This is a genomic window from Stenotrophomonas sp. 1L-E-5-B-C3, from assembly GCF_057292075.1.
Map to the genome: position 1 here is coordinate 440320 of NZ_JBXAWS010000002.1, position 23182 is coordinate 463501.

Annotated in this window: 21 protein-coding genes; 2 read left to right on the plus strand and 19 right to left on the minus strand. The window is 64.3% G+C overall.

The annotated features are described in order from the left end of the window. Window positions 1-13: 13 nt before the first annotated feature. The 16 genes from AC0Z6F_RS04730 to AC0Z6F_RS04805 form a co-directional block, all read right to left on the minus strand. Entirely contained in the window at window positions 14-3163 is a 3150-nt protein-coding gene (locus tag AC0Z6F_RS04730; RefSeq protein WP_049404640.1) for an efflux RND transporter permease subunit, read from the minus strand. A gap of 1 nt (window position 3164) precedes the next feature. Further along, complete coding sequence (locus AC0Z6F_RS04735; protein ID WP_017357198.1) at window positions 3165-4577, minus strand: efflux RND transporter periplasmic adaptor subunit; 1413 nt, start codon at window positions 4575-4577, stop codon at window positions 3165-3167. Further along, window positions 4574-5683: a TolC family protein gene (locus AC0Z6F_RS04740; RefSeq protein ID WP_234413151.1), complete on the minus strand. Its 1110-nt coding sequence runs from the start codon at window positions 5681-5683 to the stop codon at window positions 4574-4576. The genes AC0Z6F_RS04735 and AC0Z6F_RS04740 overlap by 4 nt, the downstream gene beginning before the upstream one ends. 342 nt (window positions 5684-6025) lie before the next feature. Next, window positions 6026-6448, minus strand: a complete 423-nt coding sequence (locus tag AC0Z6F_RS04745) for a hypothetical protein (RefSeq protein WP_485616577.1) — start codon at window positions 6446-6448, stop codon at window positions 6026-6028. Window positions 6449-6492: 44 nt separating this feature from the next. Further along, the gene (locus tag AC0Z6F_RS04750; protein WP_080354477.1) at window positions 6493-8919 is read right to left on the minus strand and encodes a heavy metal translocating P-type ATPase; all 2427 of its coding nucleotides are present in this window, start codon (window positions 8917-8919) and stop codon (window positions 6493-6495) included. A 61-nt stretch (window positions 8920-8980) separates the two neighbouring features. Next, complete coding sequence (copD, locus tag AC0Z6F_RS04755; RefSeq protein WP_017354978.1) at window positions 8981-9910, minus strand: copper homeostasis membrane protein CopD; 930 nt, start codon at window positions 9908-9910, stop codon at window positions 8981-8983. A 10-nt stretch (window positions 9911-9920) separates the two neighbouring features. After that, the gene (gene copC / locus AC0Z6F_RS04760; protein WP_485616575.1) at window positions 9921-10304 is read right to left on the minus strand and encodes a copper homeostasis periplasmic binding protein CopC; all 384 of its coding nucleotides are present in this window, start codon (window positions 10302-10304) and stop codon (window positions 9921-9923) included. Window positions 10305-10466: 162 nt separating this feature from the next. After that, window positions 10467-10817 (minus strand): four-helix bundle copper-binding protein, encoded by a 351-nt coding sequence (locus tag AC0Z6F_RS04765; protein ID WP_026070601.1) that lies wholly within the window; start codon window positions 10815-10817, stop codon window positions 10467-10469. 70 nt (window positions 10818-10887) lie between these two features. After that, window positions 10888-11412 carry a DUF411 domain-containing protein gene (locus tag AC0Z6F_RS04770; protein WP_229301210.1) on the minus strand — a complete coding sequence of 175 codons (525 nt, stop codon included), beginning with the start codon at window positions 11410-11412 and terminating at the stop codon, window positions 10888-10890. 14 nt (window positions 11413-11426) lie between these two features. Beyond that, window positions 11427-11936: a nuclear transport factor 2 family protein gene (locus AC0Z6F_RS04775; RefSeq protein WP_026070602.1), complete on the minus strand. Its 510-nt coding sequence runs from the start codon at window positions 11934-11936 to the stop codon at window positions 11427-11429. A 19-nt stretch (window positions 11937-11955) separates the two neighbouring features. Next, complete coding sequence (locus AC0Z6F_RS04780) at window positions 11956-12630, minus strand: c-type cytochrome (protein ID WP_239522785.1); 675 nt, start codon at window positions 12628-12630, stop codon at window positions 11956-11958. Between the two features lie 108 nt (window positions 12631-12738). Then, entirely contained in the window at window positions 12739-14016 is a 1278-nt protein-coding gene (locus AC0Z6F_RS04785) for a copper resistance protein B (protein WP_017354984.1), read from the minus strand. Further along, window positions 14013-15884, minus strand: a complete 1872-nt coding sequence (locus AC0Z6F_RS04790) for a copper resistance system multicopper oxidase (RefSeq protein WP_017354985.1) — start codon at window positions 15882-15884, stop codon at window positions 14013-14015. The genes AC0Z6F_RS04785 and AC0Z6F_RS04790 overlap by 4 nt, the downstream gene beginning before the upstream one ends. 115 nt (window positions 15885-15999) lie before the next feature. Then, window positions 16000-16419, minus strand: a complete 420-nt coding sequence (locus AC0Z6F_RS04795) for a CopL family metal-binding regulatory protein (RefSeq protein WP_080354476.1) — start codon at window positions 16417-16419, stop codon at window positions 16000-16002. Between the two features lie 174 nt (window positions 16420-16593). Further along, window positions 16594-17022: a helix-turn-helix domain-containing protein gene (locus AC0Z6F_RS04800; protein ID WP_425477767.1), complete on the minus strand. Its 429-nt coding sequence runs from the start codon at window positions 17020-17022 to the stop codon at window positions 16594-16596. Beyond that, a complete protein-coding gene (locus tag AC0Z6F_RS04805) occupies window positions 17019-18059 on the minus strand; it encodes a DNA-binding protein (protein WP_017354988.1) in 1041 nt (346 codons plus the stop codon). The genes AC0Z6F_RS04800 and AC0Z6F_RS04805 overlap by 4 nt, the downstream gene beginning before the upstream one ends. A gap of 272 nt (window positions 18060-18331) precedes the next feature. On the opposite strand from AC0Z6F_RS04805, the gene AC0Z6F_RS04810 reads away from it, so the two are divergent. Together AC0Z6F_RS04810 and AC0Z6F_RS04815 are read left to right on the plus strand one after the other, a co-directional pair. Beyond that, the gene (locus AC0Z6F_RS04810; protein ID WP_017354989.1) at window positions 18332-19912 is read left to right on the plus strand and encodes an ATP-dependent nuclease; all 1581 of its coding nucleotides are present in this window, start codon (window positions 18332-18334) and stop codon (window positions 19910-19912) included. Beyond that, window positions 19890-20987 (plus strand): UvrD-helicase domain-containing protein, encoded by a 1098-nt coding sequence (locus AC0Z6F_RS04815; protein ID WP_017354990.1) that lies wholly within the window; start codon window positions 19890-19892, stop codon window positions 20985-20987. Before AC0Z6F_RS04810 ends, AC0Z6F_RS04815 begins: the two co-directional genes overlap by 23 nt. A gap of 12 nt (window positions 20988-20999) precedes the next feature. On the opposite strand, the gene AC0Z6F_RS04820 is transcribed toward AC0Z6F_RS04815, so the two are convergent. The 3 genes from AC0Z6F_RS04820 to AC0Z6F_RS04830 form a co-directional block, all read right to left on the minus strand. Beyond that, window positions 21000-21278: a hypothetical protein gene (locus AC0Z6F_RS04820; protein WP_027080079.1), complete on the minus strand. Its 279-nt coding sequence runs from the start codon at window positions 21276-21278 to the stop codon at window positions 21000-21002. Window positions 21279-21665: 387 nt separating this feature from the next. Next, window positions 21666-22388, minus strand: a complete 723-nt coding sequence (locus tag AC0Z6F_RS04825; RefSeq protein ID WP_017354992.1) for a hypothetical protein — start codon at window positions 22386-22388, stop codon at window positions 21666-21668. A gap of 82 nt (window positions 22389-22470) precedes the next feature. Then, the gene (locus AC0Z6F_RS04830; RefSeq protein WP_399622550.1) at window positions 22471-23181 is read right to left on the minus strand and encodes a response regulator transcription factor; all 711 of its coding nucleotides are present in this window, start codon (window positions 23179-23181) and stop codon (window positions 22471-22473) included. Window position 23182 lies beyond the last annotated feature (1 nt).

The window sequence follows — 23182 nt, forward strand, 5'->3', positions numbered from 1 at the left end:
AACGGCCCCATCACTACTTCTCCTTGGGTAGTGCGGAGGAGGGGTGCGGCTTCCTGGCCAGCTGCCGCTGCTTGATCAGCGAGTACAGCGCCGGGATCACGACCAGGGTGAGGATGGTCGAAGACACCATGCCACCTACCATCGGCGCAGCGATTCGGCGCATGACTTCCGAGCCAGTACCGCTGCTCCACATGATGGGCAGCAGGCCCGCCATGATCGCGACCACGGTCATCATCTTCGGGCGCACGCGGTCGACCGCGCCTTCGATGATGGCCTCGCGCAGGTCCCGTGAATCCAGTGCCCGGCCTTCGGCCTGCCTCTGCGCGGCACGCGCTTCAAGTGCGTGGTCGAGGTAGATCAGCATCACCACGCCGGTTTCCGCGGCGACGCCGGCCAGCGCGATGAAGCCCACGATCACCGCGACGCTGGTGTTGTAGTCGAGCATCCACATCAGCCAGATGCCACCGACCAGTGCGAAGGGCACCGACAGCATCACGATCAGCGACTCGGTGACACGGCGGAAGTTGAGGTACAGCAGCAGGAAAATCAGCGCCAGCGTCACCGGAACGACGACACGCATCTTCTCCGCGGCACGTTGCATGTATTCGTACTGTCCACTCCAGGTCACGTAGTAGCCAGGCGGGAACTGCACCTGCTCGGTGACCGCTTCCTGCGCAGCCTTCACGTAGCGGCCGAGATCGCTCTCTCGGGTGTCGACGTAGATGTACGCCGCCAGCATCGCGTTCTCGGTGCGGATGCTCGGCGCACCCTTCCTGACCTCAATCCGCGCCAGTTCGCCCAGCGGCACCTGGGCGCCGCCGGGCACCGGCACAAGGACTTGGCTGCCTATCCGGTGCGGATCGTCGCGGAGTTCGCGGGGATAGCGCACGATCGCGCTGAAGCGTTCGCGGCCCTGGAGGATGGTGGTGACGATCTCGCCGCCCAGCGCGGCGGCCACCACGTTCTGCACCTCGCCCAGGGTGACGCCGTACTGGGCCAGGCTGCCAAGGTCGGGGGTGATGTCGAGGTAGTAGGCGCCGGTCAGGCGTTCGGCGAACGCGCTGGTCGTGCCCGGCACTTCGCGCACCACGGCTTCGATCTCGGTGGCCAGCGCGTCGAGTTGCTCAAGGTCCGTGCCGAAGAGTTTGATGCCCACGGGCGTGCGGATGCCGGTGGCCAGCATGTCGGTGCGCGCCTTGATCGGCATCGTCCAGGAGTTGGCGACGCCCGGGAACTTCAGCGCCGCGTCCATCTCGGCGATGAGCTTGTCGGTGGTCATGCCGTCCCGCCATTCGTCCTCGGGCTTGAGGTTGATGACGGTCTCGAACATCTCCAGCGGTGCGGGATCGGTGGCCGTCAGGGCACGGCCCGCCTTGCCGAACACCGACTCCACTTCCGGGAAGCCCTTGATGATCCGGTCCTGCTGCTGCAGCAGCTCCGAGGCCTTGGTCACCGACATGCCCGGAAGCGACGCGGGCATGTACAGCAGCGTGCCTTCGTTGAGGGTTGGCATGAACTCGCTGCCCAGCCGCGATGCAGGCCACAGGCTTGCAAACAGGGCGGCCAACGCAAACATGATTGTGGCCATGCGATGCCGCAGAACGACGTTGATCACCGGCCGATAGGCCGCAACCAGGAACCGGTTCACCGGATTCTTGTGCTCGGGCACGATCTTGCCGCGCACGAACAGCAGCATGAGTACCGGTACCAGCGTGATCGACAACAGCGCGCCACCGGCCATCGCGAAGGTCTTGGTGAAGGCCAGCGGCTTGAACAGGCGACCTTCCTGAGCCTCCAGGGCGAACACGGGCAGGAACGAGACGGTGATGATCATCAGGCTGAAGAACAGCGCCGGCCCGACCTCGCGACAGGCATCGATGATCAGCTGGGTCCGGCTGCGGGAGCCGTCGGAGCGCTCGATGTGCTTGTGCGCGTTCTCGATCATCACGATCGCCGCGTCGACCATCACGCCAATCGAGATCGCGATGCCGCCCAGGCTCATGATGTTGGAGTTCATGCCCAGCATGCGCATCGCGATCACCGCGATCAGCACGCCGACGGGCAGCATGACGATCGCGACCAGCGCGCTGCGCGCATGGAACAGGAATACCAGGCACACCAGTGCGACGATCAGGCTCTCCTCGAGCAGCGTCGTGCGTAGCGTCTTGATCGCGCGCACGATGAGATCGGAGCGGTCGTAGACCGCCTGGACGCTGACGCCCTCGGGGAGTCCACTCGCAAGCTGGGCGATCTTGTCCTTCACCCCCCCGATCACGGCCAGGGCGTTTTCGCCGAAGCGCGCAATGACGATCCCGCCCACAACGTCGCCTTCGCCGTCCAGGTCGACGATGCCACGGCGCTCATCGGGTACCAGTTCGACCCGGGCGACGTCGCCGATCAGCACCGGTGCGCCCCCTTCGGCGCGCAGAACCAGGCTCTCGATATCCTCGATACCGCGCAGGTAGCCGCGGCCCCGCACCATGTACTCGGTCTCGGCCATCTCGATCACGCGGCCGCCGACGTCGCGGTTGCTCTCGGCGATCACCTCGGACACGCGTGAAATCGGGATGTCGAACTCGCGCAGCCGGACCGGATCGACGGTGATCGAGTACTGGCGCACGAAGCCGCCGACGCTGGCGACCTCGGCCACGCCGGGCGCGGTGGTGAGCTGGTAACGCAGGTACCAGTCCTGCATCGCGCGCAGCTCGTCCAGCGAGTGGCGGTCGCTCTGCAGCACGTACTGGTAGACCCAGCCCACGCCGGACGCGTCGGGTCCCAGTGCCGGTGCCACGCCAGCCGGCAGGTTTTTCGACGCGACGTTGAGGTTCTCGAGCACGCGCGAGCGCGCCCAGTACAGGTCCGTGCCTTCTTCGAAGATGACGTAGATGAAGGAGGCGCCGAAGAACGAGAAGCCGCGGACGTCCTTCGACTTCGGCGTCGCGAGCAGGGCGCTGGTCAGCGGATAGGTGACCTGGTCCTCGACCACCTGGGGCGCCTGCCCCGGGTACTCCGTGAACACGATCACCTGCACGTCCGACAGATCCGGTTGTGCGTCCAGCGGCGTGTTCATCAGTGCGTAGATGCCACCGGCGACAATCGCCAGCGCCATCAGCAGCACCAGGAAGACGTTGCGCACCGACCATTCAACGAGACGGCCAAGCATGTCAGTGCCCCTCGTGGCCGGTGGGGGCGGGCGGAGTCTCTTCCGGGGTAGCCGGCATGGAATGACCGGCGTGCGGATCAGAGGCCTCGTCACCATGACCTGCGTGCGGGTCGGCGGCGTCCTCGCCGTGCCCGGCGTGTGGATCCTCAGCGGTGCCCGAAGGCGCGCCGTGTCCTGTGTGACCCTCAAGACCCTGGAGTGCCGACTGCAGGTTGCTTTCGGCGTCGATCAGGAAGTTGGCGGAGACCACGACCTGCTCGCCCTCGGTCAGGCCGTCGAGGATCTCGATGCGATCGCCGCCGCGCCGCCCCAGGCTGACATCGCGCGGTGCGAAGCGGCCAGGGCCGGTCTCGACCAGCACCACCTGGCGCGTGCCGCTGTCGAGCACGGCCGAGCGCGGAACGGTCAGGACCGGTCCAGCCCCCGGCTCCTCCAGCACCACCGTCCCATACAGCCCGGGCCGCAGGTCGCCAGCGGGGTTGGGCAGGGCGATGCGCACATCCACGGTGCGCGTCATCGCATCGATGACGGGCTGCACGAAGGTGACCTCGCCCTCGGCCACCTGGCCCGGCAGGGCCACGGTTTCAAAGCGGGCCGTTTGGCCGGGCTGGATACCCGCGGCCTGCGCCGCCGGCACCTTGGCGATCACCCACACCTTCGACAGGTCCGCCAGGCGCAGGATGGTTTCGCCGGGCTCGAAACGCGCGCCCTGGACCACCGGCTTCTCGATCACGACCGCGTCCGCGGGCGCGGTGAGCACCAGGCCCGTCTTGCCCATCTGCGCGTCACTGATTTCCCAGTTGCGCAGGCGGGTGCGGGCGGCATCGCGCAGGCGGACCATCGACGCCGCGCTCGCGGGATCGGACCCGGCCAGCCTGCGGGCGGTCTCGTCGGCCAGCCGGTATTCCTGCTGCGCCGCGGCCAGCTGCGGGCTGTAGACGGAGAGCAGCGGCTGCCCGGCGCTGACCCGCATGCCGGTCTGGTTCGCGTACAGCCGCTCCACCCAGCCTTCGAAGCGCGGGGCGATCGCGTACTGCCGGGTCTCGTCGACCTCGACCGTGCCGCTGGTGCGCACGGTAGCGGACAGGGCTCCGCGCTTGACCGCTTCGGTGCGCACGCCCAGCGCCTGCACCTTGTCCGGCGGCAGCACCACCGTGCCCGGTGCCGCCGGCGGTGCGTCGTCGGCATAGACCGGGACGTAGTCCATACCCATCGAATCCTTCTTCGGCACCGGCGACGTGTCCGCCAAGCCCATGGGATTGCGGTAATAGAGCACCTTGCGTTCTGCGGCCGGGCCGTCGATCGACGTGCCCGCGGTCGGGGAGTCGTTCGTGGCGCGGCCGGCAATCCAGCCGACGGCGAGGGCGGCGAGTGCAACGCCGATGGCGAGCGACAGGGTCTGGACACGGGTCATCGGATCTCTCCTTCGATGGCGCGCACGGCGGCGGCGCCCAACAGTTCGTCACGCAGTGCATCGACCCGTGCGAGGTCGGCGCCCTGCCATTCATTGAGTGCTTCCAGCAGCGTCCCGAAGTCGACTTCACCGACCTGGTAGCTGGCCAGGGCGGACTGCCAGGTGGCGTCGGCCTGCGGCAGCAGCGTGTTCTCGATCAGTCCGCGACGCTCGCGCGCGTTGGTCCACTGCGACCAGGCGGAAGCGCCGCGTTCCTCGACGGCCCGCAGCGTGGCGTCCCTGCGGGCAAGCGCTGCGTCTTCGAGCAGGCGCGATTCGCGCTCGCGCTCGCGGCGGGCACGCTGCTGGAACGGGATCTCGACCTCGAACATCAGCTCGGTGCTCTCGATGCCGTTGCCGAACTGCATCGCACCCACGCCCAGGGTGATGTCGGGAAAGCGGTTGCGACGCTGCAGTACCACGTTCGTGCGCGCCGCCTCGGCGCGAGCCTGCTGCGAGCGCACCGCGGGATGCGCATCGGCGTCATCCAGTGCCTCGGCAAGCGAGGCGCTGTGGACGGCGAGGCGCGGCGCCTCGTCGGGAGTCGCCAGCGGTGCATCGGACCGGCGCCCCAGCACCGCGTTCAAGGTGGCGGCCGCCTCCTGCTTGGTCGCGAGGCGTTCGATCCGCTCGCGCTGGAGGCTGGTCTGCTCGACCTGGGCGCGGATGGCATCCTGCTGCGCCGCGCGACCCAGGGCGTAGCGCACGCCGGCCATCTCTTCCACCTGGCGGAGCAGGGCGATGCGGCGATCAAGCACGGCCACGGCCTGGTCGGCATGCCAGTAGCGTGCGTAGGCCGCCTCGGCGTCGGCCAGCAAGTCGCGCGCAGTGGTGAGGCGATCGAGTCCGACCGCGACCGCGTCCTGGCTGGCCGCGGTCCGCGCCAGGGCGCGCTTGCCCCAAAGCGGGAGGCGCTGGCGCAGCGCGTAGTTGACCTCGCGCTCGGCACCGGCGGAGCGCCAGGGCTTGTCCGGATCGAGGCCGCGGAATCCAAGGGAAGCCGTCGGGTCGGGTAGGGCGCCCGCTGGCTGGATCCGTGCTTCGGCGGCCTGGGCCTCGAAGTCCATGGCCCGCAATTCCGGGTTGTGTTCCAGAACCCAGGCGCGGATCGACTCGAGGCTGTGCCCCGGGACGGGTTCGGTGGCGGTCACCGGCAGCGCCAGGGCCCACAAGGCGCCGGCAAGCACGCCGGCAAGAAGGTGCCGGAGCGGTGGCAGACGGCGGGACAGAGGGCGAGGGTGCAGGCGCCTGGCCGGCAGTCGGTCGAACGGGGATGCCATATCAGTGTCCTTGGGCCGACGCGACGCAGGTCGCTCGGACGAGGGCAGGAACACATGCCGTGACGCAGCCACGGCGCGAACGCACAGGACTGCGCCGCACAGACGTGCGGAGCAGTCAGCGTCCAGGCATCAGATCAGCAGGAGTGCCGCTGGATGGGCGGTAGGTCGGTGCCAGGCGGGTCTGGGCGGCGAATCCACCCATGTAGCCGTGACACCTGGCGCAGCATCCGCAATCGCGGCGATCGCAAGCCAGGAGAACCAGGCTTCGGCCAGCAGCGGCGGAATCGAAGGGATGCGCCCACTGTCCGCCGAGATGTCACCCCCGGTGCAGTGCGCGTCGCACACTGCCTTGCTCGCTGAGGGGAGCTCGGCATCGCAGCCGTGGCCATGGTCGTGTCGGGTGTCGGTGGCGGCAGCGACAAACGCCGCCGGCGTGACTGGGAGATCCAGGCAATCGCCATGGCCTGCGAGCGCGAACTGGGACCAGAGCAGGGCCACCATCGCGAGGAGGGCGGTGCGCTGGAACAAGTTCCGATGGCGGATGCGGACCATGGCGTGAGCTTACCTCTTACTGGAACCGATGCAATTGATCCAAGTCAATCCTTGGCCAGGCCCAGGGGCTGGCGCGGCACAGATGTGGTCGGCGAGGACGGTACGGCGGCCGACTTGGCAAGGCGAAGGGCGTTGGCCACCACCGACACCGAGCTCAAGCTCATCGCAAGCGCCGCGACCATCGGGCTCAGCAAGATCCCGAATGCGGGGTAGAGCACCCCGGCCGCGACCGGCACCCCCAGCGCGTTGTAGAGGAACGCGAAGGTGAGGTTCTGCTTCATGTTGGCCACGGTGGCCTGGGAGATCTTCCGGGCGCGCAGGATGCCCCGCAGGTCGCCCTTGACCAGGGTGATCTGGGCACTGGACATCGCGACGTCGGTGCCCGTGCCCATGGCGATGCCGACGTCGGCCGCGGCGAGCGCCGGGGCGTCGTTGATGCCGTCGCCCGCCATCGCCACCCGCCGGCCTTCGCGCTTGAGGCGCTGCACCAGCTCGGCCTTGTCCTCGGGGCGGACTTCGCCATGCACCTCGTCCAGGCCCAGCTCGGTGGCCACGGCCCGTGCGGTGGTGAGCCCGTCGCCGGTGGCCATGATGATGCGCAGCCCGGCGGCGTGGAGCTCGTTGATGGCCGCCGCGGCCGACGCCTTGATCGGGTCGGCAACCGCGACCAGCCCCGCCAGGCGCCCGTCCACGGCCAGGAACATGGCGCTCGCGCCCTCGCGGCGCATCCGCTCGGCCACGTCGACGTGCGCAGCGGGATTGGCGCCCAGGTCGTCCATGAGCGCGGTATTGCCCAGCGCAAGCGCATGGCCGGCCACGGACCCGCGCACACCCATGCCGGTCACCGAGTCGAAGTCCTCCACGCGGTCGAACTCGAAGTTCCGGCGTCGAGCCTCGGCGACGATGGCGTCGGCCAGCGGGTGCTCGCTGCCCTGGTCCAGGCTGGCGGCCAGGTGCAAGACCCGGTCGGCGTCGAAGCCCTCGAAGGCCACGACTTCCTTGAAGGCGGGGCGCCCCTCGGTGAGGGTGCCGGTCTTGTCGACGATCAGGGTGTCGATGCGGCGCATGTGCTCGATGGCCTCGGCGTCGCGGAACAGCACGCCCACCTGCGCCGCCTTGCCCGTGGCGACCATGATCGACATCGGCGTCGCCAGGCCCAGCGCGCAGGGGCAGGCGATGATCAGTACCGAGACCGCGTTGAGCACCGCAAAGGTCCAGGCCGGCTCCGGACCGAAGGAGCCCCAGATAAAGAAGGTGGCCACCGCGATCGCCAGCACCGCGAGCACGAACCAGTAGGCCGCGATATCGGCCATCCGCTGCATCGGCGCGCGGGAGCGCTGCGCCTGCGCGACCAGCTGCACGATCTGCGACAGCACGGTGTCGGAGCCCACCTTGGCGGCGCGGATCACCAGCGCGCCGGTGCCGTTCTGGGTCGCGCCGATGACCTGGTCGCCTGCGGTCTTCTCGACCGGAATCGGTTCACCCGTGAGCATCGACTCGTCGACGCTGGAGCGGCCTTCCACCACTTCGCCATCCACCGGCACCTTCTCGCCGGGACGCACGCGCAGGTGGTCGCCGACGTGGACGTGGGTCAGCGGGATGTCTTCCTCGGTGCCGTCGGCGTTGACCCGCCGGGCTTCCTTCGGCGCCAGGCCAAGCAGGCCCTTGATCGCCGCGGACGTTTTCGAGCGCGCCCGCAGTTCCAGCATCTGGCCGAGCAGGGTCAGCGAAACGATCACCGCCGCCGCCTCGTAGTACACCCCGACGCGCCCATGTTCGGTAAACGACGGTGGGAACAAGCCGGGTGCCAGCGTGGCGACCAGGCTGTAGCCAAAGGCGGCCGCAACGCCAATCCCGATGAGGGTGAACATGTTCGGGCTGCGGTTGCGGATCGACTGCACGCAGCGCTCGAAGAACGGCCAGCCGGCCCACAGCACGACTGGTGTGGTCAAGACCAGCTCGACCCAGGTCTGCACGTCGATCGACAACGGCAGGATCTGCACGTCGCCCAGCACGACACGCGGGAGGTACTGGCCGAACATGGCCAGCACGAGCGTCACCACAGTCAGCGGAAGCGTCCACCAGAACCGGCGCGAGAAGTCGCGAAGTTCCGGATTGTCATCGTCCTCCAGGCTCGGCATTTCCGGCTCCAGCGCCATGCCGCAGAAGGGACAGTTGCCTGGACCTTGTTGCCGGACTTCCGGGTGCATCGGGCAGGTGTAGATGGCGCCGGGCTGTGCCACCTCGGGTTCGTCCTGGGGCGTCAGATAGCGCTCCGGATCGGCCACGAACTTCGCGCGGCATCGCTCCGAGCAGAAGTGGAAAGGTGTGTCGGCGTGGGTCGCATGATGCTGCGTCGTGGCGGGATCGACCTGCATGCCACAGACCGGATCGGTGACCCGTCCATCCGCAGCCTCGACAGGGGCTGCGCCTGCAGAATGGTGATGGTCATGGGACGACGGTGAGTTCATGCCGATGCTCGCTTTAGTGGGGATGGACTGCCAAGGCAGTGTGCCATTGCGGGTTACACAGCTATTCGGGGCTGAGCGTCCCGAGCACTGAAACAACAATCAGGATCAAGATGGCCAGCGCGGCCTCAGCCGTAACACTCTGCCGCAAAGCCCGCACCTCCTGCGCGGGATCTCCGCTGGTCAGCGCTCGTTCCAAGCGCGGCACCAGCGTCCATCGGTGCAGCGCTCCCAAACCCAGCATTCCAGCGAACAGGGCCAGTTTGAACAGCAGCAACTTCCCGTAGGTGCTCTGGAACAGGGCCGAAAACGACCACGCGGTGAGATCCCCGTAGTGCGCGATGCCGGACACGATGAGCGCACCAACGAAGATCGTTCCCAGCGTCGAAAAACCATGCAGAAAGTCATGCGTTGATCGCAGACGCCCGCTGCCGTTCGTCTCTTTGCCGCGCAGCAGCATGGCAAGGAACATCAGGACCGCTGCGATCCAGCCGCCTGCCGCGAGAAGATGGACGATGCCTGCAGCAAGCCGGACCGCGCCTGCCAAGCCCTCGCCAGCGGCGGCGTGGCCGTTCCATGCCAGCGAAGCGAGTGCGCCGCCCGCCAGCATCGCCCCCAGCGGGAAGGCGGTCTCCACCTTCCCGCGGCGACGATGCCATCCGAGCACGAACATCAGGGCGACCAGCAGCGCGCCTCTCGCCATGGCTGCCCGGCCCGCGGACGTCTCGAGCAGATACCAGCCAAGCGATGCGCGATCAACCTCGGCAAGCGGCATTCCCATGATGCCCGCGGTCTTGAAGACGACATCGAGCCCGGTGAGCACGAGACCGGCTACGGCACCCGCCAATAGAACGCCCATGAGTGACCACCCGGCCAAGGCGTCGGCGAGTGCCGATCGACGCGACCCGTACCAACCGAAGAGTGGAACCCCGAAAAGAACCATGATGACAAGGTATTCCAGGAATCTCAGTGCATAAGCCGACAGGTCGAACATTCGCGACTCCTCAGCGCACCGTGAAGCTGAAGCTGCCCGGCATGGGGTGGTTGTCACCACCGACGGCGCGGTATTCCACGGTATAGACGCCCGGAGTCAGCGGCTGGGGCAACTTGGCACGCAGGGTCTTACCGTTGTTGACGATCTCGGTCGTGAAATTCTCGATCGGCATGGTGGAACTGCCGTGCTTCATGAGCAACTTGAGACGCGACGCCCGCGGAGTCAATGTTTCGTTGAACACGAGATCGATCTGGCCCGGCGAAGCCACCACCGCATTTGCCGCCGGTGTGGACTGCTGCAGCGCGGCGTGGGCGTGCGCGATCTGCAGGGAGAACTGCCCAGCCGCAATCGCGAGGACGAGCGCGAAGGAGCGAAGGACGTTTGATGATTTCATAGGGATAAATCCTCATTGCGAATGTGATGCAAAGCCCCGTTCGGCGCCGTGCTGTGTTGGATCCGACAAGCGTTAGGTGTCGGGCTGTCACCGAAACCACGGTTGGTCGGCTTTTGATATTTGAGATGAGGATCCCGCCGCTCAGGCGGGATCCTCGACGCGTCAAGCCGCCATGGCGCTGCAGCTTTCCGCGCAACGGCGACAAACTTCGGCGCAGCGCGCCATCTCCGGGTCGTTCATGGCGTCGCATGCTTCGGCGCACTGGCGGCAGATCTCCGCGCAGGCACTGCAAACCACCGAGTGAGCGCTGGCGCCACGCAACATGGCGTCGGCGCTGGTGGCGCAGATATCGGCACACGTCGCCAGCAGGGCGATGTGCTCCGGGGCTGCGTGGGCACCTCCTTTGCTCAGGCAATAGTTGATGGTCTCAAGGCAAATCGCGTGGCATTGCGTGCAGTTGTCGATGCACTCGTTCATGGCCTGAGACCGGTGGTCTTCGGAATGGTGAGTCATGTGGATCTCCTGCTTCATCGCGGACGAGAATCGGCGCGCCCGCAACACCGCCCCCTGTTGCTCTTGCGGATCAATGCTGTGCGAAGGGTTCGGTGGTTCCGTCGTGATGGACCAGCTCGACCGTATACGGCTGCTGGCGTCCTTCCGGGACCTCCATGCCCGGCGAACCGAGCGGCATTCCGGGCAGGACCAGGCCGCGTGCGTCCGGCTTTTCTTCGAGGAGGCGCTTGATGTCCTCGGCCGGGACATGGCCTTCGATGACGTATCCGTCGACCTCGGCCGTGTGGCAGGAGCCCTTTGCATAGGGGACACCCAGGCGCTCCTTGACCGGACCCAGGTCATCCATGTCATGCACATCCACGGTGAACCCCGCCTTCTTCACGTGGTCGATCCAGCTACCGCAGCACCCGCAGGTCGGGGTCTTGTGGACGGTCATGCGTGGCAGGGCGGCTGGAGTCGCGTCGGCTGTTTCCGGGACGACCTGTGCAGTGGGCGCGATGGTGGATTGCGCGGGTGTAGCCGCTTGGGTGCAGGCACCCAGGCCGGCGACCGCAAAAGCCGCCCACGCCAGTCGGTTCAATCTGCAGGTTTTCATTTCTGGTTCTCCGCTTAGCGCTTGGTCCGCGAAGACCAGTGGATGTGGGCGATCCGCCAACCGTCGGTGGTCTGCTTCAGCACCATGGTCTCGGTGCTCTGGACGGTCAGTGGCTTACCGTCTTTCTGGGCGTGCAGCTCGCTTTCGGTTCCGACCCATGCGAACTCACCAGCGGTGCGTGCACGCTGACGGAGCAGCTGGCGATGGGCGCCCTTGAGGAATGCCGCATCGCTGACTGCGTGATGACCCAGATATTCCTCGCGGCTGCGCTCGGCACCCCCGGACTCGAGGATGAGGACGTCGGCAGCGAGCAGGGCTTCGACCGTGGCCAGATCGCCGCTAGACAGGGCCCTGTTGAAACGCTCCGCTACGGCGACCGCGGCCTCTGCAGTGACTGGGACGTCGACGTCCGCAGATGCCGCGGCAGCGGGGTGATGTGCGTGCGGCTGTGTCGCCTGCGCCATTGCGGGGGACACGACGGCCAGTGCCAGTGCGAGGGTGAACGAGATTGCTGTTGCGTTCATTGCGTGGGCTCCAAGGAGATCAATGGGTGTGCGCATGGCCGTCATCGGCCACGGGCGTGTGTGGTGCAGGGTGCGACTCCACCTTGCCGTCGGGATGGCCGTGGCTCACCAACCCGACTTCCGTGTCGCTGGGTGTCGGGCCGTGGTGATCGTCGTCCACGCCCGGCGGGTGCGCATGCGGCATGGAGTTGTTGCCCGGCTCGAATAGGGCAGGGTGATCCTCGGCCTTTTCGTCGTCATGGTGGCCTTGCGTCTCGCCGCCGCCATGCGAATGACCATCACTGCTGGCCACCAACGCCTGGTAACCGGCCTTGTCCAGCGTGGGCAGCTTCTGCAGGAAGGCCGACATGTTCCAGATGAACTCATCGTCCATGCTGCCGCCCCACGCGGGCATGCCGCTGGCCTTGATGCCGTGCTTGATCACCCAGAACGCCTCAGCTGGAGCGACCGACTGTTTGCTTAGGTTCGGTGGCGCGGGGTACAGGCCCTTGCTCATCTCGGTGGCCGCCGCCTCTGGCGAAAGATGGCAGGTCACGCACATGGCGTTGTAGTTGCCCGCACCCTGGCGGATACGCTCAGGATCATCCAGGTTCGTGGGCACCTGAAGCTTGGCGGCGCGCACCTCAATGGAACGCTCGCGCGCCGTTTCAAGTAGCGCATACACCGGGCGACTATGCGGATCGTCGGCGGCCACGTTGTACACGCCCAGAGAGACCGTGGCAGTTGCCGCGACCGCAACCAATCCCACGCCGGCACCGAGCCATACCCACATCCTTTTGTTGGATTTCATTGTCAGTTCCCCTTAGAACCAGGTACGAAGGCCGATGACCAAGCGCGTGTCTTCAAAGGACTCGCCATGCTCGCGTCGCATGTCTGCGGTATTGCCAAACGCGCGCTCGTACACCACGCCGATGTAGGGAGCGAACTTTCGGGTGAACTCATAACGAAGTCGTAGCCCCGCCTCAGCGGTACTCAGACCCGAACCTATCCCGCGCAATGGATCGTTCTTGCCATAGGCGGTGACTTCCACCAGCGGCTGCAAGATCAGCCGGTTGGTTAGCAGCAATTCGTACTCGGCCTCGACATTGGCGGCAGTCTGGCCCCCTTCGCCGAGATAGGCTGTGGCGGACACTTCGAACTTCATCGGCGCCAAGCCCTGTACACCGATAGCGGCGAAGTTTTGAGATGCCCCAGGCTTGAAGTCATGACGCACACCGGCCACCACATCCCACCACGTGGAGATACTGCGGCCGTAGAGCACTTCCAGATCAGCCGACTCGGTCTGACCATCCGTGCGTTCGCCTTCACTGCGGAGCCAGACGCGATTGAGGTCCGTACCGATCCAAGCCTGGCCCTCCCAGCCCAGCCCGGTGCCCGGATCGGCATCCCAGGCTTCCAGGCGATTGAGCAGCACGTAGCTCTTGATCGAGTTGTCATGCACCGGATGCGCGTGTTCCGGCGCGATGGCCGCCTTGCGATCCGCGTCCGTCACCGCGGGTATCGGGGTGCGCGGCTGCGTTGGCACTGCAGGCCCGTGTCCCATCTGACTGTGGTCCATGCCCTGCATCGACTGTGTCTGCGCTTTGGGCGTTGCGGGCGTGCTCGGAGGCGCGCCGTGCCCCATCTTGGAATGGTCCATCCCCTGCATCGCAGGCGTGGCCGTACTAGAGGTGTCGGCTGCAGCGGGCTGTGCCATCTGACTGTGATCCATGCCCTGCATCGACTGCGCCTGTGCTGTGGGCGCCGCAGGTGTGCTCGCGGGCGAGACGTGCCCCATTTGCGAATGGTCCATGCCCTGCATGGCAGGCTCGGCTGCTTTAGCCTGCGGCGCGGCGTGGCCCATCGTCGCATGATCGATCGTCGCTTCGCTCGGCTTGGCCGGTGTTGCAGGCTTTTGGGCTGGCGCAGGTTTTGATGTCGGCGCCTGTTGTGCAGAGTGATCCTGAGTCTGGGTCTGCGCGCCCTGCTCCATCGGCATGGAGCCGTGCTGCATGGATTGGGCGCTGGCCGCATTGGCCAGGGCCAGCGAGATAGCCAGCGTCAGCGCAGTCAGGGTGGTATCGCGTCTATTGATGTTCATTCGTCGACCCTCACCGTGCGCATCATTCCGGCTTCCATGTGATAAAGCAGGTGGCAATGGAACGCCCAGCTGCCCAACGCATCGGCACGCACGCGATACGTGCGTCGGCTACCCGGCGGCATATCCACCGTGTGCTTGCGCACCATGAAGTTGCCGTTGTCGTCCTCCACGTCACTCCACATGCCGTGCAAATGGATGGGATGGGTCATCATCGTGTCGTTAACCAATACGATGCGCATACGCTCGCCGTAGTTCAGCCGCAGCGGCTTGACATCGGAGAACTTCTGACCGTTGAAGCCCCAGGAGAATTTCTCCATATGTCCGGTCAGATGCAGCTCGATCTCGCGACCGGGGTCGCGTCCGTCAGGGTCTTCAAAGGTGCTCTTGAGCATGGAATACGTCAGTACATGACGGCCGTTATCGCGCAGGCCATTACCCGGATCATCCAAGCGCGAACTCACGCTCATGGCCTGGTTGTCCAACAGGGGATTGTTGGTCTCGCTGGCAGGGTGTGATTGCATGCCCCCGTGCTGCATGCCTGCCATGGCACCATCGCCGGCGGCGGGCATCGCATGGCCTGCATGGGCCGAGGTCGCGTTACCGCTGGCAGGTGGGGTCATGCCAGGCATGCCCATGGCCGCACCACAGCCGCCTTCCATGCCCTTGCTGCCGCCAGACATATCCATCGATCCATGATCCATGCCCATGTCTGCCATCGTCAGCAGCGGCCGGGGATCCACAGACGGAACGGGCGCGCGTAATCCTTCGCGCACGGCGAGCGTGCCGCTGACGTAGCCGGTGCGACCGGAGTCTTGGGCAAAGATGGTGAATGCGTCCTGCCCGGAGGGCTCCACGATCACATCGAAGGTTTCTGCTACCGCGATGCGGAACTCGTCGACGGAAACCGGATGGACATACAAGCCATCTGCTGCCACCACGGTCATCTTTAGCCCCGGAATACGCACATCGAAGTACGTCATGGCAGAGCCATTGATGAAACGCAGGCGCACCTTCTCGCCACTGCGGAACAAACCGGTCCAGTTGCCCAGCGAGGTCGTGCCGTTCATCAGGTAGGTGTAGGTGTTGGCGTTGACGTCGGACAGATCCGTGGGCGTCATCCGCATCACGCCCCACATCTTGCGATCTTCCAACGTGGCCGACAGGCCGTTGCGCTTCACATCGCGCGCAAAATCGCCGACCGTGCGCTTGTAGTAATTGTCATGGCCCGGCATCTTCTTCAAACGATCGAACAGGGCCGTCGGGTCCAGGTCTGTCCAATCGCTCAGCATCACGACGTAGTCGCGATCGAAGCTGAAGGGCTCCGGCTCCAATGGGTCGATGATGATCGGGCCATAGAGCCCGGCTTGTTCCTGGAACCCCGAGTGGCTGTGGTACCAGTAGGTGCCGCCCTGATGCAGGGTGAACCGGTAGTGGTAGGTCTCACCACGTCCGATACCGTCAAAGCTCAGGCCCGGCACGCCGTCCATGTTGGCCGGCAAAATGATGCCGTGCCAATGGATGGAGGTGTCCGCGCCATGGAGGGAGTTAGCGGGCAATGCATTGGAGACACGCAGGTTGACCGTGGTGCCTTCCCGCCAACGCAGCAACGGCGCCGGAACGGACCCATTGACGGTGATCGCGGTGCGGGTCTTGCCGGTGAAGTTCATCGGCGTCTCGCCGATGGTTAGGTCAAACTCGGTGCCCGATAGTACGTTGGGTTGTCCCGGGCCCTTGAGCGCCCAACTGGCTTTGGGCCAGAAACCTAATCCTGCGACTGCGCCTCCCAAGGCCAAGCCCTGGACAAATCGCCGCCGCGAAGGTAGCAGCGGCGGTCCACCGTGTGGACCACGAAAATCATCATGCGACATGAAAATGCTCCAAGCGTCGTGTTGCCACCGGCGGGCGGTGGTACAGAGCGGGCGGCTGGCCTATAAATAGGCATGCAAGCCACACCAACGGCGCCATTGCGGCGCTTAGGGACGCTTAGCCGATCGGTGGTCGGATCAGATGAGGCAAGGCAGGTGCCGCATGCCCTAGGGGCAGCGGCATGACATCCAGGCCCAAGGCCAGTTGCACCGAAACATGCAGGCGCGCCGGAAGTGCGCTCGCGCACGCGTGTACGCAGGCGCACCGGCACGCAGAAGACTTGCAACAGTCGGGACCGGCATGGTCGCCATGCCCAGTGCCAGCCCTTTCAATCGAGGTGGCATCGGGATGATTCTCAGCACTGTGATGGGCGACGCAGTCTTCGTCGCCTTGCACCGCGGCAGCCACTTCGCTGGCCTGCGCTTCCATGGCCGGGTTCATACTGATCGACGCAAATGCCGACCACGCGCCGTTAAGCACGAGCATGACGATCAGGAGCAGTCGCAGTAGAAGTGAGGAGGCTGACACGGGCGACATTGTAAATCACTTTAGACAAGGCGCGTGTGTATCGGTCGTGAACAAAATCTCAAGTAGGCCTGAGATGCCGCCACTTGTCAGTCGCACTAGTCACGGCCACTGCAGCTCCCTCCAGGAGCGCCCAATGGGCGGGTTGAGGCGAAGGGTTGCCCATAGGGCTAGCGCTTGTTCGGTTTACTTCTCGGGTGTGGCCTCGATCAGCTTCACCAACTCCCGCTTCTGCTGCTTGCTTAGCGAGCCCCAGCGCAGGAGCAACTTGGCCAGCAGATCATCGTCGGTGTAAAGGAAGGCGGCGGGGATCCCCAACGCTTGGGCCAACCGCTCAGCAGTCTCCAGCTTGGGCTCGTGCTTGCCACGTTCGTACTGGTTGACTCGGGGGCTGGCCACGTAAGGATCCAGACCGGCCCGGATGCCCAACTCCTTCTGCGACAAACCCGTGTGCAGGCGGGCTTGTTGGAGGCGTCGAGCGAAGGTCGGTGTTGAGTCGACGGACAAAGTCACGCGCACCCCCCATGGAAACCCCATAAGGATGGCGGATGTGGGGTTAAGCCGAGATACGTGCAAAAATGCCCCCCAGAATTTTTTTTTCTTCCGTGAAATCATTTGGTTGCCGGATTTTTGTTGGTACCTGAACTGTCGGCGCGATCGGGCCGCAACTGCGCCAGCAACTGCTCCAAGGTGTCCTGGCGCACACCGGCACGCAACGCTTCGGCCTCGGCTTGTTCACGCCGTTCTCGCTCCTTGGCCAAGTCGGCGTGAGCATTGGCCAGCTTGACCCGTGCGCTCTCCAACGCTTGGGCGTCCTGGGTCCAGCGTGCCAGCAAGGCCTGGTACTCCGCAGCCGTAAGCCGCAGCGCGTCCAGCTCCTTCCGCTGGTCGTCCGCAGCTTGCCGCACCTGCGCCAGTTCCCTCTCTAGGCGGCTGTGGCGTTCCAGCCACTGCCCGTTGTCGCGGTTGAGCTGAACCAGTTCGTGGTTCTTGGCGGTCAGCGCCTCGTTGGCCTGGCGCAGCGCGACCTGCAGTTCCTGCACCTGGTGCTCGTGGCGGCGCTGTTCCTGTTCGCGTTGGTCCTTGACCGAGGTGCGGTAGTGCTCCAACGCCTCGCGAGCATGCTGGTGCTTCTGCTCCAGCGACTGGGCATGCGCCTCGTGCTCCGCCAGCCGCGCGGTCAGTCCCGCGATCCGTTCGCCGAGCTGCGCGACCTCGGTGACCCGTTCGGCCAAGGCCTGCTGGGCTGCGGCGTGGGTCGTCTTTTCTTCGCGTAAGGCAGTTTCAATGCGCTGAAGCTGCGCGCTCAGCGTGGACGCCTCCTGCTGGGTGCGTTCCAGCGCCTCGCTACGCTCCTGCAAGTGCGCTTCGAAGCGCTGCCGGGCCTCGGCGATTACAGCCTCGGCCTCCTCGTGTAGGCGACCGGCAAGCCGACCGACCAGGTCCTGTAGCGCGTCGCTGACCGCGACCTTGGCGCCAAGGCCTTGCCCTTCATCTTCTTCCAGCTCCTTCAGGTAGCGGTGAATGGTTGTCTTGGAGCCGGTGTTGCCCAGCGCCACCCGCACCGCGTCCACCGACGGGTGTTTGCCCTGTGCCCGCAGCGCATCGCGGGCCTTCTGGATGTCGCTCTTGTACAAGCCGCCGCGTGCCATCGCACTCTCCGACTATTTCGTAATGTATTACATACCACGTAATTACATACCAATCAAGTTACACTACTCGCCGAGTACGGGTCGTATCTAAAGGCGGGATAATATTGAATTATCCCGCGTAACCAGCGTTTCGGCCATTTCAAGTCGTCAAAACAGTACGAAACCGCCCAAGGCTGGCGATCCCTGGGTAGTATGGCCCAGAGCGGAAAGGAGGCCAGCCGGGGTGCAAGCAGGCGCCGCCACCGAACTCGTTGGCCATCAAAGGACTGTGCATGCCGATCGAACGTATCGTCATCGACAATTTCAAGTCGTTTCGCCATCTGGACCTGCCCCTCAACGCCCACATGAACCTGGTGGTGGGCGACAACGAGGTCGGTAAGTCCACCCTGCTGGAGGCCATCCACGTGGTGGTCACCGGGCAACTGCATGGGCGCAATCTCGCCTACGAGCTCACGCCCTACCTGTTCCACCAGCCCGCGGTGCAGGAATATCTGGCGACCCTTGCTGCAGGCACGCCGGCTTCGCCGCCACGGATCTCCATCGAAGCCTATCTGGGCGCAGATGTCGCGCTGGCGTCGTTGCGCGGCACCAACAACTCCCTGCGCTTGGATACCGCCGGCATCCGGCTGCTGGTCGAGCTCAACGACGACTACCGCGAGGAGTTCAACGCCTACCTGCAGCAGCACCAGGGTGCGGTCAGCCTGCCGGTGGAGTACTACACGGTGCGCTGGTATTCCTTCGCCAACAATGGCGTCACCGCTCGCAGCATTCCGTTCGATTCGACCATCATCGACACTCACGGCATCAAGACCTTGTCCGGTGCCGATCGCTATATCGCCGGCATCATCGATCAGGCACTGACGCCTGCGCAGCGCGTCTCGCTGTCGTTGAGCTTCCGCCGCATGCGGCAGAGTTTTTCCGAAGAGGCGGACGTGGCGGCCATCAATGCGTACCTGACCGAGCACACCGGGGACATCAGCCACCGGGCGCTGACGGTGGGTGTGGACACATCGCCGCGCTCAACATGGGAAACCAGCTTGTCACCTTACCTGGATGAGCTCCCGTTCACCCAGGCCGGCAAGGGTGAGCAAAGCGCGGTGAAGATGAAGCTGGCGATGCACGCGGCCGGCGCTGCCCACGTGCTGCTGATCGAGGAGCCGGAGAACCATCTGTCCTATTCCAGCATGACCCAGCTGATCGACAAGATTGCGGCCCTCTCCACCGCCCAGCAGGTGATCATCGCCACCCACAGCAGCTTCGTGTTGAATAAGCTGGGCGTGGACAACGTGATCCTGTTCAGCGCGCAGGGCCAGATGAAGCTGGACCAGCTGCCGAGCGATACCCATGACTATTTCATGAAGCTGCCGGGCCACGACACGCTGCGATTGATCCTGGCCAAGCAGGCGATCCTGGTGGAAGGCCCTTCCGACGAGCTGATCGTGCAGCGCGCCTACAGCGACCACCATGGCGTGGCGCCGATGGCTCGCGGCGTAGACATCATTTCGGTCAAGTCGCTGGCATTCAAGCGCTTCTTGCAGATTGCAGATCGGCTGAAAATCCAGGCCAAGGTGATCACCGACAATGATGGCGATATCGCCGTTGTGCAGGAGCGCTATGCCGAACACATCAACGCGATCTATTACGATTCCGACGAAAGCGCCCCATCGCTGGAAGAGCAGCTGATCAAAGCCAACTCGCTGGCCGAACTCAATACCGTGCTGGGCAAGACGTTTGCCGATGAGGTGGCGCTGCTCAAGTACATGAAGGGCCATAAGACCGATACGGCCCTGGCGATCTTCAACAGCCCGCACTCGATCAGGTTCCCGGACTATGTCCAGCGCGCCATCACCTAACCGGGTCCTGCTTTCGGCGGCCGGCTCGGGCAAGACCACCTTGCTGGTCCGGCAGGCCCTGGAGCGGCCTGGGCGTCGCATCGCGATTGTCACCTACACGCTGGAGAATCTAGAAGAGATCCGGCGCTCGTTTGAGGTCCACGCCGGTGCGGTCCCCGTGCATGTCACTTTGCACAGCTGGTATGGCTTCCTGCTGTGCCAGTGCATCCGCCCGTACCAGGCAGCGCTTTGCCCTGAGCCTCGCATCGAGACCATCCTGTTCGTAGAAGGTGTCACCAATAACAGGGCCCCACGCACCCAGGTGGCGCGCCACTACTTGGCAGGCAACCGGATGTATTCGGACCGGGCGGCCGATTTCGCTGTGCGCTGCGATGAGCTCACCCAAGGTCAGGTCATGGCACGCCTGGCGGCCATGTACGACGAGCTCTACATCGACGAAGTTCAGGACCTCGCCGGCTTTGATCTGGATCTGGTCGAGCGGCTGTTGAAGAGCGGCATTGCCATCACGTTGGTGGGTGATACGCGGCAGGCGACGTATGCCACCAACTATGCTCAAAGGCACAGCCAGTATCGTGGACCCAATCTGGCAGCGCTGTTTCAGATTTGGGAGGCGGACGGCTTATGCCAGCTGGATCACCGCCTCATCAGCCTTCGCTGCGTCCAGGCCCTGTGCGATATGGCGGACACGCTCTATCCGCAGATGCCGCGAACCCAATCAGGCAATGGCGAGGTCACCGGGCACGATGGCATCTACCTCGTCGCTCCAGCGGATGTTGAAGCGTACATGCAGGAGTTTGCGCCCACCGTGCTCCGGCATGACCGGCGGCAAGCGTGCGACGGACTACCGGCCGTGAACTTTGGGCAGTGCAAGGGCCGCACCTACAGCCGGGTCCTCATCTTTCCGAACGGCCCGCTGACACAGTACCTGCGCACGGCAGATGCAGCGCGTATCACCGCCCCACCAAAGTACTACGTGGCCTTCACCCGGGCGCGGCAAAGCGTGGCCTTTGTGTATGCCGGCGCGTGCGCGTTGCCGGGTTATCAGCTCTATGCGCCCGCCAACGCAGACGCATAGAGCCACGGGCGATCACATTTTCTTCAAGGGCGCCGCGGTGGGCTGTGGTGGCACCGGACCCGGGTCGTTGAAGCACAGCATGACCTGATCGATGTCAAATTGATCGGCCAGCACGCGGGCGATCACCGCATGCACCAGGTCCAGGTCGACCGAGGGCGCAGCGACGGTGATGGTGGCCGCGATCGCACGACCGCGCTCTTTGGCGGGGACTAGGCGCAGGTCATCCACCGCTTTCACGCCGGGGTCGGTAAACATCGCCGTACGCACTTGTTCCAGCTCGGCTTCATTCATGTTGGCGGTGACTCCAGGGAATGTGATTGTCAGGCGGGATAGGTCTGAATCTTGCAATCAAAAAACACCGGCCTTGCCAGCAAGGTTGGTAGGCGGGGGACAGGCTCCGGCCGATGACGACTGTCGCCAGCGACCGCTGCAACCCTGAGCGCGCATCTTTGAGGCTCCGGTGGGCTTCGGGCGCATTGAAACCAGAAGTCGCCACCACGGACCTACCTCGGGGTATTGCTTCCGGCCGGTAGAAGACCTCCACAAACGTGATCTCGATGCGCCACCTCTCACAGAGCGAGACTGACGACGGGTGGTCCCATCCGCCCTTGCGTCATATTTGTCGCGCTCGCAGTTGTCAAGAATTAGCCTCCATGATTTGGATTGGTTGATCGGATCCTATTTCCTGCGAGGCTTGGACCGAAGCCCCGGTGGTCTGCGTTGCTTAATAGGTTGCTTCAATCTCCACCGGCTCCATTCACTAGTAGATCCTTCAGCTATGAAGGTGACCAGAACCCACTTCAGTAAGGGAGAGAACCCCACCTCAGCATCACGAAGCAGGTTGGCCCAATACCTTCCGACTAGGAAGGAGAATAGACTCATGGCAGTGACAGACGATGCGAACCACGGCCAACTGATGTCACTGACGTTCGCTTGGATGCCTTTCTTGTACATGTAAACTGCAAACACCAGAGCAGCGCACTGCATCGAGATCACAACCGCGGTCGGCGTCGCCCGGGCTCTGTGGAGGGCGGCGGCGAAGAGAGTCTCCGCAAACGAGAAGCCGATCAGCAATAGAGCTGCACTCAGCATCGCTGGACCGAACTCCGCAATTCCGGCGAGTGACAGCACGATTGGAAGGAATGCAAAGGGGAGTGGCTCCAAGCAGAGGGTTGGATAGAATTTCACGAACAGTGGCCATCTCTTTACCGCGACCAGAATGATGTCTTGCATCATCGCAACTACCAATGCAGCAGCCGCACTCGTTAGCGCAATCGACACCGGTATCCAAAACATCATCTCTTCTGATGCCGGCGCGAAGGGCACCATGGCCGCTGCGCCCCAAATCGCTGCGGCCAAGAACGCGCCAATTGGGAGTGCGGCTGGCTTCCACATGGTCATACTCTGATCAGAATACGTGGCCAAATAGTCAGGCGCTCAAGGTCTGCACTGACGGCTCTGCAGCCATGTCTACGCCTCACCGTCATAGGGCCTCCCTTCCCCGGGGGGGCATAGGCCTTGATGGCGGTATCAGTCGATACCCAACCCGCGGCAGCGTCTGGATCATCTTTTCCTCAAACGGACCATCAATGCTTCGCCGCAGGCTGGACATCTGTGATCGCAGAAGATCCCCGTCGGGCAGGTCGTCACCCCAGAGAGTGTGCTCAAGCTGCCGCCTGGTCACAGCGGCAGGACTTGCCCGCATCAGCGCTTCAAGGAGCTTCCTGCAAGCTGGGTACAGATGCAGTCGTTTTCCAGCCCGTGTGGCCTCCAACGTACTCAGGTCCAACGTGAGCTCTCCGATCAGCAGCCGCCTCCTTGTTACGCGTCCCTCCGTACGGGAAACCAACGCCTCTAGGCGAACTTCGAGCTCCGGGAGCTCAAAAGGCTTGGTCACATAGTCATCTGCACCGGAGCGGAAAGCGATGATTTTGTCCGAGAGCGCAACCTTTGCAGCCAACATCACAACGGGAACTGAAACACCGTGATTCAACCGCAGCCTTCTCAGAACCTCCGGGCCTTCCATGCGAGGAAGCATCCAATCAAGAATGACTGCGTCGTAACCATTGGACGCCGCAAAGTGAAGGCCGGCGATGCCGTCCCCGATGGTATCAAGCTGATGCCCTCGGGCCTCGAAGTAGGCCAGAATCTTCAAAGCGACTTCTCGATCGCGCTCAATCACTAGAATTCGCATG

What these genes read in the sequence shown, in the direction of transcription:
- AC0Z6F_RS04770 (WP_229301210.1), bottom strand. Translation starts at nt 11,412, where the DNA reads ATGAAAACCTGCAGATTGAACCGACTGGCGTGGGCGGCTTTTGCGGTC.
- AC0Z6F_RS04830 (WP_399622550.1), bottom strand. Translation starts at nt 23,181, where the DNA reads ATGCGAATTCTAGTGATTGAGCGCGATCGAGAAGTCGCTTTGAAGATT.
- AC0Z6F_RS04795 (WP_080354476.1), bottom strand. Translation starts at nt 16,419, where the DNA reads ATGTCGCCCGTGTCAGCCTCCTCACTTCTACTGCGACTGCTCCTGATC.
- AC0Z6F_RS04740 (WP_234413151.1), bottom strand. Translation starts at nt 5,683, where the DNA reads ATGGACTTCGAGGCCCAGGCCGCCGAAGCACGGATCCAGCCAGCGGGC.
- copD (WP_017354978.1), bottom strand. Translation starts at nt 9,910, where the DNA reads ATGTTCGACCTGTCGGCTTATGCACTGAGATTCCTGGAATACCTTGTC.
- AC0Z6F_RS04800 (WP_425477767.1), bottom strand. Translation starts at nt 17,022, where the DNA reads ATGATTTCACGGAAGAAAAAAAAATTCTGGGGGGCATTTTTGCACGTA.
- AC0Z6F_RS04785 (WP_017354984.1), bottom strand. Translation starts at nt 14,016, where the DNA reads ATGAACATCAATAGACGCGATACCACCCTGACTGCGCTGACGCTGGCT.
- copC (WP_485616575.1), bottom strand. Translation starts at nt 10,304, where the DNA reads ATGAAATCATCAAACGTCCTTCGCTCCTTCGCGCTCGTCCTCGCGATT.
- AC0Z6F_RS04750 (WP_080354477.1), bottom strand. Translation starts at nt 8,919, where the DNA reads ATGAACTCACCGTCGTCCCATGACCATCACCATTCTGCAGGCGCAGCC.
- AC0Z6F_RS04825 (WP_017354992.1), bottom strand. Translation starts at nt 22,388, where the DNA reads ATGACCATGTGGAAGCCAGCCGCACTCCCAATTGGCGCGTTCTTGGCC.
- AC0Z6F_RS04820 (WP_027080079.1), bottom strand. Translation starts at nt 21,278, where the DNA reads ATGAATGAAGCCGAGCTGGAACAAGTGCGTACGGCGATGTTTACCGAC.
- AC0Z6F_RS04735 (WP_017357198.1), bottom strand. Translation starts at nt 4,577, where the DNA reads ATGACCCGTGTCCAGACCCTGTCGCTCGCCATCGGCGTTGCACTCGCC.
- AC0Z6F_RS04805 (WP_017354988.1), bottom strand. Translation starts at nt 18,059, where the DNA reads ATGGCACGCGGCGGCTTGTACAAGAGCGACATCCAGAAGGCCCGCGAT.
- AC0Z6F_RS04765 (WP_026070601.1), bottom strand. Translation starts at nt 10,817, where the DNA reads ATGACTCACCATTCCGAAGACCACCGGTCTCAGGCCATGAACGAGTGC.
- AC0Z6F_RS04745 (WP_485616577.1), bottom strand. Translation starts at nt 6,448, where the DNA reads ATGGTCCGCATCCGCCATCGGAACTTGTTCCAGCGCACCGCCCTCCTC.
- AC0Z6F_RS04815 (WP_017354990.1), top strand. Translation starts at nt 19,890, where the DNA reads ATGTCCAGCGCGCCATCACCTAACCGGGTCCTGCTTTCGGCGGCCGGC.
- AC0Z6F_RS04810 (WP_017354989.1), top strand. Translation starts at nt 18,332, where the DNA reads ATGCCGATCGAACGTATCGTCATCGACAATTTCAAGTCGTTTCGCCAT.
- AC0Z6F_RS04790 (WP_017354985.1), bottom strand. Translation starts at nt 15,884, where the DNA reads ATGTCGCATGATGATTTTCGTGGTCCACACGGTGGACCGCCGCTGCTA.
- AC0Z6F_RS04730 (WP_049404640.1), bottom strand. Translation starts at nt 3,163, where the DNA reads ATGCTTGGCCGTCTCGTTGAATGGTCGGTGCGCAACGTCTTCCTGGTG.
- AC0Z6F_RS04775 (WP_026070602.1), bottom strand. Translation starts at nt 11,936, where the DNA reads ATGAACGCAACAGCAATCTCGTTCACCCTCGCACTGGCACTGGCCGTC.